The organism is Agarivorans gilvus, from assembly GCF_001420915.1.
GTDB lineage: Bacteria > Pseudomonadota > Gammaproteobacteria > Enterobacterales > Celerinatantimonadaceae > Agarivorans > Agarivorans gilvus.
Map to the genome: position 1 here is coordinate 3,298,546 of NZ_CP013021.1, position 17,233 is coordinate 3,315,778.

Consider the following 17,233-nt stretch of genomic DNA (forward strand, 5'->3'; position numbering starts at 1 on the left):
GCCCTACTGGGCAGCTTGCATCTCGTTTAAGCCGCCGCCGTTGAGCACATGCTTATAGCCCATGGCCTCCAAGACCTGTAGGGCATAGGAAGAGCGATTACCAGAGCGACAGTAAACCACAATGGCTTGTTCTTTATCCTTAGTAAGGTGATTTATTTGCTGAGCGACTTGGGTGTGCGGGATGTTGTGCGCTCCTGCTAAATGGCCTTGCTGAAACTCTGCTTGACTGCGCACATCTAAGATTAAAGCTTGTTGCTGTTGTATGGCATTCCAAGCTTGTTCGGCACGCTCTGTCGCATGGCCTAAGGCACTATAACTCAATAGCAGCGCAAGGCCGATGATCTTGGCTAGACTCTTCATGTTCATTCCCTTTCTATGAAGTGTAATAGTAATTAAGAAGGAACATTATAACCCGAGCTAATTTCTATGCATCGGTTTTGTTGTTTGTGGGGCAGGACGAAGGAGAGAAATTGGCCAGCCGCCAGAAGGCGACTGGCCAGAGGCTTAGGCTGCGTTCGATTTTTCTTGGATTAATTTATCTACCACCGATGGATCGGCGAGGGTTGAGGTATCACCCAAGGAGTCGGTCTCATTGGTGGCGATCTTACGCAGAATACGGCGCATGATTTTACCCGAGCGGGTTTTGGGTAGGGCTTCAGCCCAATGCAATATGTCGGGAGTGGCAATGGGGCCAATCTCTTTACGTACCCATGCTTTCACTTCTTTATGTAGTTCGGCGCTGGGCTCTTCACCTGCATTAAGTGTGATATAAGCGTAAATTCCTTGGCCTTTAATTTCATGAGGTACGCCCACGACGGCCGCTTCAGAAATTTTGGGATGGGCCACTAAGGCACTTTCAATTTCTGCAGTGCCCATTCGGTGACCACTCACATTAAGTACGTCGTCTACGCGGCCGGTGATCCAGTAATAACCGTCTTCGTCGCGGCGCGCTCCGTCTCCAGTGGTATAGGTGCCGGGAAAGGTTGAGAAATAGGTTTGCTCAAAGCGCTCATGGTCACCATAAACGGTGCGCATTTGCCCTGGCCAACTGTCTTTTATAATTAAGTTACCTTCGGCAGCACCTTCTAATTCATTCCCTTCGTTATCTACTAAGGCGGGTTGCACACCAAAGAAGGGGCGAGTCGCTGAACCCGGTTTCAAGGCGGTGGCGCCGGGTAGTGGGGTAATTAATATACCGCCAGTTTCGGTTTGCCACCAAGTGTCGACAATCGGACAGCGCTCATCACCGATGGTGCGGTAGTACCATTCCCACGCTTCTGGGTTGATTGGCTCTCCCACCGACCCCATGATTCTCAGGCTACTGCGTTTAGTACCTTGAATCGCCGCGTCGCCTTGTGCCATTAGCGCGCGAATTGCGGTTGGGGCAGTATACAAAATAGTGACTTGGTGTTTATCACAGACTTCACTCATGCGAGCCGAAGTGGGATAGTTCGGCACCCCTTCAAATAAAATGGTGGTGGCGCCATTAGCGAGTGGGCCATATACCAAGTAACTGTGTCCGGTAATCCATCCCACATCTGCAGTACACCAATAGATGTCGCCAGGGTGGTAATCAAACACATATTTAAAGGTCATAGTGGCATAAAGGAGATAACCGCCAGTGGTATGTAATACCCCTTTAGGTTTGCCGGTTGAGCCCGAAGTATAAAGAATAAACAGCGGATCTTCCGCGTTCATCGGCTCGGGTGGACATTCTTCGGCTTGGTTTTCGGTGACCTCGTGCCACCACACATCGCGCTCACTATTCCACTCAACCTCACAGCCTGTGCGCTTAAGCACTACCACACTTTGCACGAAGCTACATTCTGGGTGAGTCAAGGCTTGGTCTACATTGGCTTTTAGTGGCACGCTGCGCCCGCCACGAACACCTTCATCGGCGGTAATCACGTATTTCGAGTTGGAGTCGATGATGCGTCCCGCTAGGGCTTCTGGAGAAAAACCACCAAATACGATGGAGTGCACGGCACCAATACGAGTACAAGCGAGCATGGCTACGGCAGCTTCAGGCACCATTGGCATGTATAAACAAACCACTTCACCTTTTTTCACCCCTTGGGCTTTCAGTGCGTTAGAGAACTGGCACACTTGTTTATACAGTTGTTTGTAGGTGAGTTTACTGTCTTCGTCGGGGCTATCGCCTTCCCAAATAATTGCCACTTCATCGCCACGTTCTTGTAGGTGACGGTCAATGCAGTTGGCACTAACGTTGAGTAGGCCATCTTCAAACCATTTAATACTCACGTGGCCAGGGTCATAAGAGGTATTTTTTACCGTGTTGAAGGGTTTGATCCAGTCGAGTAACTCGCTACCGTGTTTTCCCCAAAATTGTTCAGGCTGGGTGATCGACTCTTGATACATCTCTAAGTACTGCTGGTCGTTTAGCAAGCAGCTTTCTGCAATATTTGGCTTAACCGGGTACAGCTTCTGTTCACTCATATTCCTCTCCTTGCTTCCTCGTGATGAGGCGGGACATCGTCTTTGACGTTTTGGATGTGCCTAAGACTGGCACTGACCAAGGTTGTCGACAATTAGACTTTTGGTTAATTATTTGTGAAGAATTGTAAAATACCTTATTAATCAAAATTATCTTTTATGTTGCGAGCTTAAAGTGAGAGGCTGCTCACGGCTTGCGAAGGTCTTGACTGAGAGGACGCTGGTCGGAGTAGTTAAGATAAGGAGGACAAAGTAGCCGCCAGGCTGAAGCAGGGCGGCTAGAGGAGGACGTTTTATTTAGCGCTGGCGTCTTCAGCTGTCAGACTAAGTATCAGTTTGCCGTCAACAATCTTGGCATTCTTAGGTGAAAAGGTAACGAGGTTGGACTCAAAACCCCAGTCGCCTTTACCCCAACGTTTTTCATCGAAGCTGTTAAAGTCGTCACGCCAAGCTAGACTGAACTCACCATTATCTTTGTATTCGTAATATTCCATCCAATCGATTTTTTGATGCAGTGGCAGGCTTTGGGGATTGAATTTACCTACCCAATCGGCGGCGGCAGAAATCCATATGTTACTGCGGTAGCTTTGCGGCGTATTACGCATGTCGCGAACTTGTTTAGAGTTTTCTGCCGTATCATGACGCACTGTTTCGCCGTTTACCTGCCAAATGATGTCATTCGGGGTCCAGATTAGCGTGTACTCCACAAACTCGTTAACTTGAGGTAGCTTATGGATCTTTTCTGAATGGATCCGTTTATTGAGTTTGCCAGTGATCATATTGGTTTGCAGTTGTTCGGGATGTTTGCCAATTACCTCAAAATCAATTTCTCGCCATGGCCGTCCTTCTCCCTGCCAAGATTCGTCGTCATAGGTAAAAAATGAGGACACCACTCCCGGTGCTGAAACTAGCTTCATGCGAGTGACAAATTTGCCGTAAAGTACCTTATCTAAACTAAATACTTCGGCACCAAATAAAGCTTTATCACTGCGGTTTAAAGAGCCAGTTTGGGCAAGAGTATCTTGGTTGGCTGGCTCTGCTATTGCGTTGAAGCATAGCGCGCTACTGAGTACCACAAGTAGGCAGGTTTTTTTCATTACAACATCCGTTAGCTGATTGAGAAGGAGCTCTAATTTAGCTAGCAATGAAAGTGCTTGCTAGTGCTGATAGTGAGTGTTTGCCACTTCTGTGATTTTCCACTAGTTAGCTGAATAGTCCATGAAATGTTTATCGAACTTGCTCTGCGAAATGCTGAATTGTTAAGCGGAGATCTCAGCGGGTATGGCACTAGTGGGGCGCGGGCCAAAGCGTAAACGCAGCTAAATCATGGCGGCGGTAGGTGATAGCACATCAATGACTTGAGCTTGTCTTGAAGACGTCTCGTTAGCGGAATAGATAGGTGGGGTAAAGTTAGGCATAGATCGCTTTAGGTAGAGCAGTTGTGGGGCTCGGGCCAAAGCGCAAACGCAGCTAAATCATGGCGGCGGTAGGTGATAGCACATCAATGACTTGAGCTTGTCTTGATGATGCCTCGATAGCGAAATAGATAGGTGAGGTTAAGCTAGGCAGAGATCGCTTTAGGTAGCGCAGTTGTGGGGCGCGGGCCAAAGCGCAGCCGCAGGTAAATCATGGCGGCAGTAATCGCATCATCAATCGCTTGATGGCGTCCCGATAGTGGAATAGATAGGCTGCGGCAAATATGAGTGAGATCTTGATTGGGGCTGATCCCTACATGATCAACATGCACTTTATCGGCAAACATGCGGCCTACATCAATGAGCGGGTTTAGCAGCCTAAAACCATAGAGTTGTTTGCAATGGCGGTTGATTATTCGTTGGTCGTAGGCAATGTTGTAGCCAACAATGGGGCGGGGGCCAATAAACTGCAGCAGCCGCGGCAACGCTTGTTCGATGGGGCAGCCTTCTTGTAAGTCACTGTGGCGTAAGCGGTGCACTTTAATTGAGTCACCGGCTAGCTTGTGGGTTGGCAGTACTTTTAATTCGAAACTCTGGCTGGCGAGGATCCGGTTTTCCCGAATAAGCACCGCTCCCATTGAAACAATGTCGGCTTGCTTGGTATTTAGGCTGGTGGTTTCTAAATCTAGCGCGACGTATTCCTTTCCTCGATAGGCTTTAAACAGTGGGGCAAACTCACTGTAGCGAAATTTTTGCTGATAGTACAAACGTTGCAGCATTCGCGCCTCTAGTAATCTCGAATGTTGAAATGCAAGGCGAGTAGTTGTTTGAATTTTTTCACTACGTGCAAGCCGTGGCGCAGTAAGTCACGTTGGCTGTGATTGAGCTGGTCGACTTTTAATACATGATAATCTTGTTCGGATTCGGCAGGAAATAGCTGCTGAATACGCAGTTTAAAAAACAATAGCAGCGCTTCGGTGAGGTTGGCCGCAGTATCTTCGTCAAGTACCTTGAGTTTGGCCAGTTGCTCAATACGTTCTAGGGTATTGGTGGGGCTAATGGCTTGCTCTAGTGCCAGCGCACGTATGCCATGAACAATCGGAAAGATGCCGCCTTTTTTAATGTCTAAACCGGCCTGTTTGGATTTAATATTGCCAAATAGCGTCAGCGGCGTATGAAACTTAAGCGCGGGTTGGGCAAAAAAAGCTAGAGTGACACTGCGGTTGGCCATTTGTGCCATGAGATCTTTGCGTAACCTACGTAATAGACTTTTGTTGCCGGCAATGGCGTGGGCATCAAGCACAATGGCGAGATTCATCATGGCATCGCCATGGCCAGTTTCTATCCAGTCGGCAATGGTCTCACTCCACTGACTTTGTTGTTGAACCCATTGAGGATTGTTCACCATGATATTACCGGGGCAGGGTGGGTAACCTAGTTGCAGCAAGTACTGGCTAAATTGCTCTAGTTGTTGTTGTTTTTCTGGCCAGTCGTAGCCATCTTCAATGACTAAGCCATTGTCTTGGTCGGTCTTAACGATCTGTTCGCCGCGTCCTTCACTGCCCATCACCATCAAGCAAATATGGTTGTGGTGCTGGTGAGGAATGCTGAGTTGAAACACTCGGCTGATGATTTGCTCGTTCATGGTGGCTAACAGCTTCATGATGAACAGCGTGCGAATGCCATTGTTACAGAGGTTTTCTACTAATTTATTGAGGGTATGAGCGGCTTCACTGAGTTCTTCGATGGTGGTGGCTCGGGCGATGCGTAACGCCAGCACGTGAGAGTGAGTGGAAAACAGACTTAGCACATGGGCCATTTCTAAAATGCCGATAATCTTTTGCTGTTCCTTCACCACCACTCGTTCAATGTTATTGCGGGTCATTAATAACATGGCGTTAAATAGAAACTCACCTTTATTAACGCTGATTAAATTAAAGTTAGCCAGTTGGCTCACCGGGGTGTCTAAGGACTGCTGTACTAGAACTGCCGCATGCAATAAGTCGGTGCCAGTTAACATGCCAAAGCAGCCATCGTGGTTCACCAGTAATGATTCGAGTTTTTGTTCTCGCATAATCACCGTGGCCTGTTGCAAGGAGGTTTCTCCTTCGATGACGACCGCAGGTTGCACATTTTTTTCGTCGATGGTGGTAAGAATAAATTCGGCTAGGTTTTTGTTGCCCTCACGAGATTCTACTAACTGATGGCGAGTCGCCAAGTCACGTTGAAAGTAGTCACCAAAGTCACTGTTTTCACTGACCAACTGGCGAAAAACTTTGCTGGGAAGGGCATAACATAGGGTTTCTTCTAGCGCTACGTAGTCATGTTTTGCGTAACCGCCAAATTGCGAGCGTACATCAAACCAATCTTCTACAGTGTAATGGGCAAATACTTCGGCATTGTTGTCGGCGCGCTCTTCAACTTGGCCTTTAATCACAATAAATAGATAACTGGCCTGTTCGCCAGCTGTGACGATTTTCTGTTGGCTTTGAAAGTAATGAATATCGAGATTAGTCGAGACCTGTTGACGTTGCTTGGGGTCTAGTTGATCGAACGGTGGGTGCTGAAAATTAAAATCTGTGCTCATCGCGCTACCATCTATGTAAGTGTGTCATTTACCCCTATTTCTCGCGCTATTTTATTTTTGTGTAGTGCGTACTTTTCAAATTGGGTGGATAGATTAGTCACAGTTAAGCATGTTCTTTTTTGCTACCGTAACCTAGACGACTTTAGTCTAAATGGTGCTCTAGCGCCTGTTTATTACGGTAGTGTGGATCACAAGGAAATAAATTCGGAATGCAAATGGTGAGTGAAGGTTGGTTCGTCATCCCTTTGTCTTTAGCTTATTTGGGGCTGTTATTTGTTATTGCTTATTATACCGACCAAAACCTGACAAAACGGCTACGTTGGCAGCCGCTTTTCTATAGTTTATCGATAGCTGTTTACTGTACCTCATGGACATTTTACGGCACCGTTGGCCAAGCCAGTGCTAATTTCTTGTCGTTCATTCCCATTTACCTTGGCCCCATCCTATTGTTTATTTTTGCTTGGCGCTTATTGGCGCGAGTGGTGTTGATTGCCAAGCGAGAACACATTACCAGCATCGCCGACTTTATCGCCGCCCGTTACGGTAAATCCCAGACCCTGGCGGTGGTCATTTCGCTGATCTGCATTGTTGGCATTTTGCCTTATATTGCTCTGCAACTACGCGCCATTGTGATGGGCTTGGACCTATTTGGTGGTGAGGCGATGCGCCAAGCTGTGGGTAAGGGTAGCAGTTCGCAAATCGCCTTGTTTGTGAGCATTGCGCTGGCCATTTTCACCATGTTGTTTGGTACTCGACATATTGACGCCACCGAACATCACCGTGGAGTGATTGTGGCTATCGCCTTTGAGTCGTTGGTTAAGCTGGTGGCGTTTGTTTGTGTGGGCTTATTGGCGGTGGGGTTGTTATGGGATTTGCCGCAGCCAGCCCAGCTTAATGTTCAGCAATCTTTGGTTAGCAAATGGCAAGGGATCAGTCTTGCCGATATTAGTGATTTAGTCGTGGCTACCTTGTTGGCGATGTCGGCGGTATTGTGTTTGCCTCGGCAGTTTCACGTGACGGTAGTGGAAAACAATCAAGTCAACGATCTTAAAGCTGCCCGTTGGCTGTTTCCTGCTTACTTATTGTTATTGGCGATGTTTGTATTGCCGATTGCCTTAGTGGGGGACGCTTTGTTGCCAAGCAATACGCCGGCCGATCACTACGTGATTCAGCTCCCCTTAGCGGTTGGCCAAGAGTGGTTAGGTATGGTGGCCTTTCTGGGGGGGACTTCGGCGGCCAGTGGCATGGTGGTGGTCTCAACCATTGCCTTAGCGATTATGGTGAGTAATGACTTGGTGCTGCCCTTGCTATTGAAGCAAGGCGGCTTAAGTCGGCGTAACTTCGCCCAATTTAGCGAGCTGTTGCTGAATGTACGCCGTACCACTATTTTGGTGATCTTGCTGTTGGCTTGGGGCACCTTTTTGATGTTGGGGCAAATCAATAATTTGGCCGACATTGGTTTCCTTTCTTTTGCCGCGATAGCGCAACTGGCGGTGCCTTTAGTGTTGGGCTTGTATTGGCGCGAAGGTAATCGCACCGGGGTATATGCCGGCTTAGCGGTGGGCATGAGCCTGTGGTTATTTAACCTTATGAATATGACCGATAGCTTGAGTCCGTTGCTGGGCAGTGCTTGGTTAACGGATTGGTTAACCGCGCCTGAGCTGGCTGGACAAAAACTGATCTCCGATGGCAACTGGGGCATTTTGTTGAGCTTGTTAGGTAATCTTACGGCCTACCTATTAGGGTCTAAATTGTCTAGCCCGGCGGTGTCTGAGTGGCTGCAAGCCAGTAACTTTATTGGCCAGAGTAGTAAAAATGACGATGCCGCCGCCCTGTATCATTCTAAGGTGAGTGTAGAAGAGTTACACATGCTGGCTTCGCGCTTCTTAGGCACGCAGCGCATCGGCGAAGCATTCACCAAATACGCGCAATCGCGCGACCTACAACTTAGCCCTAACCAGCAGGCGCCAGTGGCGCTGATTGCCGAAACCGAACGGATGCTGGGCGGGGTATTTGGGGCCTCTTCGGCGCGTTTGGTATTAGGCTCGGCGCTGCAGGGCAAGCAAGTTCAATTGGAAGAGTTTGCCTCGATTGCCGAAGAAGCTTCGGAATTATTGCAGTTTAATAAGCATTTGCTGCAAGGCGCTATTGAACACATCGATCAGGGGATCGCGATAGTCGACCGTGAGTTAAAACTGGTGTCGTGGAACCGCCGCTATACCGAGTTATTTGAATTCCCCAAAGGTTTGATCGTAGTTGGACGCCCCATTGAAGAGGTGATCCGCCATAATGCGGTGAATGGTTTATGTGGCCCCGGCGATATCGACGAGCTGGTGGCTCGTCGGGTTGAGCATCTGCATCGCGGTAATAGCCATACCTCATCAAGGATCCGCCGTGATGGTCGGGTGATTCAAGTGCAGGGTAACCCCATGCCCAACGGTGGTTATGTGATGACTTTCAGTGACATTACCACCTTCCGCCAAGCTGAAGACATGTTAAAACAAGCTAATGAAATCCTTGAAGCGAGAGTGGCTCAGCGAACCCAGCAATTGTCGTCGATTAACCAGCAATTGGTGCAGGCCACTCACGCGGCTGAGCAGGCTAACCAGTCTAAAACTCGCTTCTTAGCGGCGGTAAGCCACGATTTAATGCAGCCCTTAAATGCGGCCAAGTTATTTACCGGTTCGTTATTGGAAATTAATTTGGATAAAGAGGCGAAGTTCCTCGCCTCTAGCATTGACCAATCGTTGTTTTCTGCAGAAGAAATTATCAGTGATTTGCTGGATATTTCACGGCTTGAATCTGGCCGAGTGGTGGTGAGCAACGAGCAGTTTGAGATAGGCCATCTACTGGATCATATTCATGCAGAGTTTATCCCCTTGGCTCAACAGCAAAAGGTGGAGTTAAAGCTATATACCAGTAAATATACGGTGCGCAGTGACAGCAAATTGCTACGGCGTATTTTGCAGAATTTCCTCACCAATGCTTTGCGTTACAACCCAAATGGCAAGGTTTTGTTGGGCAGTCGTCGTCGTGGTAATAGCTTACGTTTGGAAGTGTGGGACAATGGTCCTGGCATTGAAGAGAGCAAACAGCAGCAAATCTTCGAAGAGTTTCAGCAATTACATAAATCGGGGCGAGCGCGTGAAGAGGGGCTAGGGCTAGGTTTAGCCATTGCTCAGGGCTTTGCCGAGCTGCTAGAACTGCCGATAGGTGTTGAGTCTACGGTGGGCAAAGGCTCGGTATTTTATGTCACGGTGCCGATTGTGGAAGCCAGCAAAGTGCAGCGAACTAAAGCCAAAGAAGGCATCGAGATTAGCACGACCCAAGGGGCCAAAGTGCTGTGTATCGACAACGAACCGGCGATCCTTTCAGGAATGGAGCAGCTATTAAGCCGTTGGGGCTATGAAGTGATTTGTTGTGAAGACGCCGATACCGCTGAAGAAGTAGTAGATGGTGGCTGGATACCGGAGTTGATTTTAAGTGACTACCACTTGGACTACGATAAAACCGGCTTAGATGCACTGCAAAGTTTGATTCATCGGCGTAAACTTCGCTGCCATGGCATTGTGATTAGCGCCGACAGACAAGCCGATTTAATTGATAAGGTGAGGGCGCAGGGCTTTGCTTATTTAAGTAAGCCACTACGACCGTTGCGCTTGAAAAAGCTATGCCAGCAATTGTTGAATAGCCATAAAGGGGCGAATGACTGGTTGAAGGCCAGCTCATAGTGTGTGATTCATCGTATTTTAAATAATAGAGGTCTAATGACGAAGATTTATGGAATTTGTGGTTTTATTGGGGCAGGGAAAACCACCTATGCTAAACAGCTCGCCGACACCACCGCGGCTTTTGTTTGGTCACCCGATGAATGGATGATACCGTTATTTGGTGAGCATATGCCTCGGGAGCTGTTCGATCAGCGCTTAAACTCTGTGACGGATTTATTTAAGCAAGCTACCTTGCAGCTGAGTGCGATTGGTGTGCCGGTTATCTTTGATTTTGGTTTTTGGCAGAAAGCCAAACGAGATGAATTTCGCCAATGGGCGCTGGCACATCAACTAGACTTAGAGATGCATTATTTAAATGTGCCTTATTCGGTATGCAAGCAGCGCGCTCTACAACGTAATGCGGAAATTACTGGGCAGCAAGCCTACCAAATGACTGAGGACATGCTTGAGTTATTTTGGTCTAGGTTTGAGGTGCCAAAAGTTGAAGAGCAACTGCTTTGGGTTGAGCCTTAGCCTTGCTAGGCGACTGCAGCAAATAAGCTGTAGTCACCAATTTAACTGGGCTTGTTGTGATTAACCGAAGCGCGAATTATGCTCGTGCAGTTTATTTAACTCATCAATAGTTTCAGCTACTTGAGTCGCTCCTTGTTCAATGGTTTGCATTAATTGCCCAGCTTCAGTGGATAGCTCTAAGGCTTTACTGGCTTGAGCTTGGCATTTAGCAATTAAGTTTACCGCCACATTGGTACCGCCAGCGTTGTCGGCGACCACCCGGCTAACTTCATCGGTGGTGCGGTTGGTACGAGCAGAGAGTTCTCTTACTTCATCGGCGACGACGGCAAACCCTCGACCCTGTTCCCCAGCCCGCGCGGCCTCAATCGCGGCATTCAAAGCCAATAGGTTGGTTTGTTCGGCAATGCCGCTAATGCTATTGAGTAGCGCACTGATTTTTTGTGAGTTTTCATCTAAGGAGGCGATAGCATTAGTCGCCTCTTGCATTTGCTCTGCCAGAGTTTGCATGGTTTCGATGGTGTTATCGATAATCTGGCCACCTTGATTGGTCTGCTCGCGAGTTTGGTTAGATACTCCATAGGCTACGTCTGCTGCGCTGGACACGGCTTGTTCTTGGTCGACTTTATCGGTGATGTTAGTGGCAAACTTCACGACTTTATACAGTTCACCGCGATCATTATGTACTGGGTTATAAGAGGCTTCTAACCAAATGGTATGGCCGTGTTTGTCTATGCGCTTGAAACGGTCACTGACATATTGGCCTCTGGCTAATTGCTGCCAAAATTGTTGGTATTCTGGTGAAGAGCTTTCCGCCTCTTCACAAAATATGCGGTGATGTTGGCCAACAATTTCATCCAGCTTATAGCCCATGACTCTCAGAAAGTTATCATTGGCCTTTAGGATGATTCCTTCTAGGGTAAATTCAATGGTGGCAGTTGAACGCACCAAGGCCTTCATCATATCTTCGTGTTCGCGAGAGGATTGAATGGTGCGAGTCAGCTCAGAAGCAAATACCGTGTAGTGTAATAACTGGCTGTTAATATCGAAAATAGGCTGAATAATCGCGCGTAGCCATGCTACTGAGCCATCCCCTTTTACCAGCTCAAAGGCGCCATTCCAGTGTTTGGCGTGGGCAATGGTATCTTTCATGCGCAGAAAGTGGTTGGTATTTCTAGCTTTTTCTGGCACCAGCTGAGTAATATGTTTGGCTTGAACGTCGGTGAGACTTAGGCCAAGTTCTTGCTCAAAAATCAGGTTTACGGATGAGACTTTGGCTTGAGCGTCTAGGGTCATTCTTATCATGTCACTGTCTAAGCTATCTCTGGCTTGTCGAAGAGTATGTAGCTCTTCTTGTAAGCGTTGGTTTTCTTGTTTTAATGACTTCGATAAGAACATGGGCTCTCCTGAACATAGGGTTGTCAGTATTTAAACTGTAGACGAATATGGCTTGCTTAGTGAACTCGCTCAGCTTTAACCGCAGAGTTTGTGAACTCGCTTAAGTAGAATCTTTATGAGCGCAGCTTACATTTTTGTTTCAAAATCTTAGGATGGTTTTTCAAAGCTCGAGTTAACTACGTTGCTTGGCGCTGTTTCGATCTCATCTTTTATGAGTTTATGCCTGTTAGTTATCGGCGAATATCTTGTCATTGGCCGCTACTAAAGAATGCCACGAGATGATCAATCAAGGCTCGCACTGCCGGTGGTTGGTATTTACGCGAAGAATATAGCGCATAAATGTTCATGGTTTTGGCTTGCCATTGGGGTAATAGCTGGACCAGCTCTCCTCGTTGTAAGATTTCACTCACTAAGTAGGTGGGCTGCAAAGCCACTCCCATTCCTTGTAAGGCTGCGCTCAGTAGCACCGTCGCCTCATTCGCGCTAAAGGCGCAGTTTTCCGCCACCGAACGATGTTGTTGTTGGTAAGTGAAATGCCAAACATGTTGTTAAAAGTTTTTATAGCCTAAGCATTGCTGGCGGCTCAAATCGGCCAGTTTGGTAATGGCGGGTGCCTTGGCTAAATAACTGGGTGAGGCAACCAGAACTGAATCACATTGGGCAATTTCGCTTAGCTAAAGGCTCGTTGTGGGTTGCTAAATCGTTGGCTTGCAGTCTCTGAGATACTAGCGTCCATGCGTTTCTACGATGCCATTATGGCGGTATTAGGTCATGCCGAAGGGCTAGTAGATGAAAAGGGGCGTTGTTTATATCTGATTGAAAATGGGGTATTGGTTTAACCAAGCCTATAAATGGTGAAGCCGCGACTCATGGCAATGGCATGATCATTGGCTTTAAGGTGAGTAGTCCAGAGTTGGTAGATGCCTGGCACGCCGCAGGGCTCGTGCATGGCGGAACGGCTTATAAAGAGCCGCCGGGAATTCGAGCCAGTGCGAGTCGAAGCCTTTATTTAGCTTACTTAAGAGCTCCTGCCGGTAACAAACTTTGCGCCACTCACTTTGTTACCAATTAAGTGAGCGACAAATAAACAGCCCACCAGGGTGGGCTTTGTTGTTGGCCTAGATTTCGTGATCTTCTGGGCTGGGTTCTAGCTCTAATTGTTGCAGTGCAATAACCGCTTGAGTGCGGTTTTTAACGTTTAGTTTACGGAAGATGGCGGTGACATGCGCCTTAATAGTGGCTTCAGACACATTCAGTTCATAGGCGATTTGCTTGTTGAGCAAACCTTCGTTGAGCATCACTAGCACTTTATATTGCTGCGGGGTTAGGCTAGCTAGGCGCTCAGCTAAAGGATCTTCCCCGACTTGCTGGCTAAAGCTAATGCCTTCTGGAAACCAGTCATCCCCCTCAATGATGTGCTGAATGGCCGCCACCAGTTTTTGTAAAGGGGTGGACTTGGGGATGAACCCGGTGGCGCCAAGTTGCTTGGCCTTTTGTACCACGGTGGCTTCTTCGCTGGCCGAAATAACCACGATAGGCAGTTCTGGATATTGGCCATGTAAGTGGGTAAATGCCGAGAAGCCATTGGCTCCCGGCATTTTCAGATCCAGTAGCAGCAAATCCGGTTCGCGCTGCTGTTCTAAAAGTTGTAGTAGGTCGTTAACATTCTCGGCTTCTTGCAGCTGAGCATCGGGTACGGCTGTATGAACAGCCTGCTGAAGAGCACTACGAAACAAGGGGTGGTCATCAGCAATAATGATCTTGTAGGAGTCTTCCATAATGCGGTTATTCTGCCTTTTTTTTGAACATAGCACCAAGCACCGCTGGATTCAATTTAGTTAATTGTTAACTGTGAAGGCCGAGCAAAGTTCCCATTCCCAGTAAGCTAGTACCACTGAATCGATTGACCCATTGTTGGTAGTGTTGCAGCTTAACTTGTACTCGGTGGTGAGATAAAACCTTCAGCAAAACCCCCATAGTATTGCGGTTTCTAGCAATAGTGCCGCCGCCAAAATAAGCTTCTCGCTGAGCAGGGTTTCTTGGCCAATAAACTGACTAAATACACTCACCACAAAGACTAAAATTTTGGGATTAAGTAGATTGCAGGCAAGCCCGCTTAACACCACGTTCTTACCGCGCTTGGGCTGACTTTGAGCGCCAAATTCAATCGTGCGAGCGCCTGAGAATAGGGTTTTTAAACCGATAAAAATGAGGAAGCCAGCGCCACTCCAACGGAGTAATTCAAATAACAAGGGGGATTGTTTGAGCAGTAAAGATAAACCGCCCACCGCAAAGCTAATATGCAGGCTAAAGCCCAGTAATACGCCGAGCACACATAGAGCCGCCTGACGCGAATTATTGCTGGCATGGCGTAGTACCAGCACCATATCGGGGCCGGGACTTAACATGCCCAATAAGTTAATTAATAGCAGTGCGCTTAATGCTTCTAACACTGTTTATTCCTTGTATGTAAATCAAGAACCAAAGCGGCGCTAGTGTAGGAGTAATTGAGAAACGGTTAAATGGAATTTAAGTTGTTTTAAGTATTCCAAATTGGAATTACTTGTTTGTAATTGGATTCAAAAAAGAGCCTTGCCAATCCAGCTAAATATATTGATATGGTTTAATTATCTAGAAATGTCAGAGGCTTAGACTGTTGGTTAAAAAGTGGCGTGGGCTCAGGTCATATAATACTTAGAGTTTGGCTTATCTGATGAGCTACACAATGGGCTAAGGATTTAAGTACTTGTCGAGGAGTTTTTGGTGGTCACCATTGCTTTTAAGTCTGTCTAAGGCTGCTTGCCAACGTTGAACTTCGTCGTCGGGTAAGCTTTTGTTAGCAGCAAGGTACAGTTCAGACTTAAATATCAACAGTGGGATTTTTTCTAAGGTAGAGCTATCGATATTCAGTTTATCGAGGTTATACATTACGCCTAAGTCGCTGTCGCTGATGGCAACATCGAATCTGCCGATACTTAGCATTTTGTAAATTTGCATGCTGCTGGTGGCGGTACTGTCTAAGTTGTTAAATCCGAGTTTGCGCAACCGCTGAACAATGATGCCTGCATGCCGAGTTCCTACGCGGTCTAAGCGTTTTAAGTCCTCTAGAGTATCGGTTTTTATGTTGCTGTCTTTTCGCTTATAAAAATATACTTCGGTTTCCACCAGAGGGCCTATCCACTTATATTTATCTTCCCTGTCTGGAGTTCTAAATAACGAGAACATCAAGGTATTTGGGCGGGAGGCTAGCACCCGGGTGGTGCGCATGCTGGGTAGTATGTTGATGGGATAGTTGCTATTCATTACCGCCATCATTTGCTGGACTAGTTCAACGGAGAAGCCTTTTAGTTGGCCGTCTTCTTGGTAGTTAAAAGGAGGCCATTGTTCGGTTACCAACAAGATATTTTGTTGGGGTGGGGAGGCAAGGCTGAGGGCGCTAGAGCAAACCAAGATTATTGGTAACAGCAATAGGCGTATTATCGCGACAATTATTTTCATAGTCATGGCTTATTGTTTATCTACTTTAACATTTAGTCAAACTACCAAATTAATTATAAGCAAAGTTGTCATTGATGCGAGTCTCAGAATGTTTGGCTAAGCGCAAAGACTAGTAATATAGCTGTCTGGTGGGCTAATTCAGTTTAGTCTTGGTCAACAGGGTAGGGACAATGTTGACAATTGTTGTTGCAGCAGTAGCCGCGTTTAAGGTGATACCAAGCGGTTAATTGTTCGCTCTTTGGGTGGTAGTCGATGTATTCCAGCAAACCTTGCTTGGCTGAACTTTGCGTGCGGTACAAGGCCGCCTTAGCGAGAACTTCTGTATGCGGTTTGCTGGCAATTAATCGTTCTAGTTGAGCCGCCACTCGTTTGCTTAAACAGCGTTGGCAATAACAAGCCCCACTATTTGAGCTCGAATCCAGTGGTAACAGTGCAGGCATGTCCATGCACCAGCATTGCCGGTTGGCGCTGCAGCTAAAAGTTATACCGCATTCTGGACAAGTGCGAGAGTGTTGTTGATTGTCTGTCATTACTGTTGCCTAAGGAGGAGCGGGTTTGGCTCTAGCTTAAGTGATATTGGACCAAGCTGCCAACGAGCCGAATAAGCTTAGGTCATCGCTTGATGAATTTGTTGGCGAAACCAACTGTGGGCCGGATCGTGATGATTACGATGGTGCCAAATTAGCGAATATTCAAAGGTTTCGCTATTAAAGGGCAGTTCAACAATGGCTAAGGGGCGTTGTTGTACCAATAACTGAGCAATCTTCTTTGGCAAGGTCAGAATAAAACGTGTTTCACACAGCACTTGAATGGTGGCGTGATAGGACGAGGATTTAAATTGGATCTGACGCTGTAAACCTTGGCTGTGTAGGTAGTGGTCTATCTGTGAGTTTTTATCTGCCCCTGTTGTGACAATGGCGTGGGGATAGCGACAATAGTCTATGGCACTCGCCTGGCTGTTGATTAAATACGGATGTTGTTGGTGCATCAAACATACCAGTTTGTCGGTGCCTAAAGCGCTGGCATGTAGCTCGGTACTGTCTTTGGGAGGCAAGGTCATGCCTAAATCTACTTCGCCACTATGCAGCAATCGATAAGTGGTGTGATCCCAGTTGCATAGCTCAATGTTTAGTTGAGGTGCTTGTTGGTAAATGTCGCCAATCACCTTAGGCAGTAGGTGTTCACTCACGTAGTCGGAAGTAGCAATGGTAAAGGTGCGCTGACAAAGGCTGGGTTCAAAACTTTGTTGATGTAATAGACTTTCTACAGCATCCAATAATGGAGCAACTTGGGCTTTCAACTCTAGGCCTTTGGGGGTGGCTTGCAAGCTACCTTGAACTCTTACCAATAGCGGATCACCAAATACTTCGCGCAATTTGGCTAGGTGTTTGCTCATGGCCGATTGGCTTAAATGCATTTTTTCAGCGGCCCGAGTAACGTTTTGCTCCTGCAATAAATAGTAGAGGGCGCTGAGTAGATTTAGGTTGATTTTTCCCAGTTGCATAATGTGCTCGTGTGTAGACTTGTGCTTAGCTTACTTGGCTGTGAGCGCGCTGTATAGTTTGAATATCTCCGCTATTGATAAGTGTATGATTTAAATTTGCTTTATGGGCATTTATAACGTTTTCTCGTGGCCAAAT

General features: G+C 47.2%; 13 protein-coding genes and 2 pseudogenes. 3 read left to right on the top strand and 12 right to left on the bottom strand.

All coding sequences use genetic code 11. The annotated features are described in order from the left end of the window. Window positions 1-3: 3 nt before the first annotated feature. From AR383_RS15665 to AR383_RS15685, 5 genes are all read right to left on the bottom strand, one after another. Window positions 4-360, bottom strand: coding sequence for a rhodanese-like domain-containing protein (locus tag AR383_RS15665; protein WP_055733978.1), 357 nt, complete (start codon window positions 358-360; stop codon window positions 4-6). A gap of 144 nt (window positions 361-504) precedes the next feature. Beyond that, complete coding sequence (acs, locus tag AR383_RS15670) at window positions 505-2,457, bottom strand: acetate--CoA ligase (protein ID WP_055733979.1); 1,953 nt, start codon at window positions 2,455-2,457, stop codon at window positions 505-507. 290 nt (window positions 2,458-2,747) lie between these two features. After that, window positions 2,748-3,551, bottom strand: coding sequence for a family 16 glycosylhydrolase (locus tag AR383_RS15675; protein WP_055733980.1), 804 nt, complete (start codon window positions 3,549-3,551; stop codon window positions 2,748-2,750). 464 nt (window positions 3,552-4,015) lie between these two features. Next, on the bottom strand, window positions 4,016-4,648 hold the full coding sequence (locus AR383_RS15680; RefSeq protein ID WP_055733981.1) for a 3'-5' exonuclease: 633 nt from the start codon (window positions 4,646-4,648) through the stop codon (window positions 4,016-4,018). Window positions 4,649-4,656: 8 nt separating this feature from the next. Continuing rightward, window positions 4,657-6,456, bottom strand: a complete 1,800-nt coding sequence (locus tag AR383_RS15685; protein WP_055733982.1) for a DUF294 nucleotidyltransferase-like domain-containing protein — start codon at window positions 6,454-6,456, stop codon at window positions 4,657-4,659. Window positions 6,457-6,665: 209 nt separating this feature from the next. Here AR383_RS15685 and AR383_RS15690 point away from each other — a divergent pair, with 209 nt between their 5' ends. Continuing rightward, window positions 6,666-10,187, top strand: coding sequence for a hybrid sensor histidine kinase/response regulator (locus AR383_RS15690; RefSeq protein ID WP_083481641.1), 3,522 nt, complete (start codon window positions 6,666-6,668; stop codon window positions 10,185-10,187). Window positions 10,188-10,223: 36 nt separating this feature from the next. Then, window positions 10,224-10,700, top strand: coding sequence for a P-loop nucleotide/nucleoside kinase family protein (locus AR383_RS15695; RefSeq protein ID WP_055733983.1), 477 nt, complete (start codon window positions 10,224-10,226; stop codon window positions 10,698-10,700). A 60-nt stretch (window positions 10,701-10,760) separates the two neighbouring features. Here AR383_RS15695 and AR383_RS15700 read toward each other — a convergent pair whose 3' ends face one another. After that, on the bottom strand, window positions 10,761-12,095 hold the full coding sequence (locus AR383_RS15700; protein WP_055733984.1) for a methyl-accepting chemotaxis protein: 1,335 nt from the start codon (window positions 12,093-12,095) through the stop codon (window positions 10,761-10,763). Between the two features lie 248 nt (window positions 12,096-12,343). Beyond that, window positions 12,344-12,619 (bottom strand): annotated as a pseudogene (locus AR383_RS15705) (LysR substrate-binding domain-containing protein); the annotation flags it as partial. Between the two features lie 210 nt (window positions 12,620-12,829). On the opposite strand from AR383_RS15705, the pseudogene AR383_RS15710 reads away from it, so the two are divergent. Continuing rightward, window positions 12,830-13,167: pseudogene (locus AR383_RS15710) on the top strand (VOC family protein). Window positions 13,168-13,213: 46 nt separating this feature from the next. Here AR383_RS15710 and AR383_RS15715 read toward each other — a convergent pair. The 5 genes from AR383_RS15715 to AR383_RS15735 all read right to left on the bottom strand — a co-directional run bounded on the left by AR383_RS15715 (window position 13,214) and on the right by AR383_RS15735 (window position 17,097). Further along, a complete protein-coding gene (locus AR383_RS15715; RefSeq protein WP_373869501.1) occupies window positions 13,214-13,876 on the bottom strand; it encodes a response regulator in 663 nt (220 codons plus the stop codon). A 180-nt stretch (window positions 13,877-14,056) separates the two neighbouring features. Continuing rightward, complete coding sequence (locus AR383_RS15720; RefSeq protein ID WP_055733987.1) at window positions 14,057-14,548, bottom strand: LysE family translocator; 492 nt, start codon at window positions 14,546-14,548, stop codon at window positions 14,057-14,059. A gap of 277 nt (window positions 14,549-14,825) precedes the next feature. Then, window positions 14,826-15,593 (bottom strand): substrate-binding periplasmic protein, encoded by a 768-nt coding sequence (locus AR383_RS15725; RefSeq protein WP_055733988.1) that lies wholly within the window; start codon window positions 15,591-15,593, stop codon window positions 14,826-14,828. Window positions 15,594-15,736: 143 nt separating this feature from the next. Beyond that, entirely contained in the window at window positions 15,737-16,123 is a 387-nt protein-coding gene (locus tag AR383_RS21805; RefSeq protein ID WP_229711257.1) for a DUF5522 domain-containing protein, read from the bottom strand. A gap of 77 nt (window positions 16,124-16,200) precedes the next feature. Continuing rightward, on the bottom strand, window positions 16,201-17,097 hold the full coding sequence (locus AR383_RS15735) for a LysR family transcriptional regulator (RefSeq protein WP_055733989.1): 897 nt from the start codon (window positions 17,095-17,097) through the stop codon (window positions 16,201-16,203). Window positions 17,098-17,233: the final 136 nt, after the last annotated feature.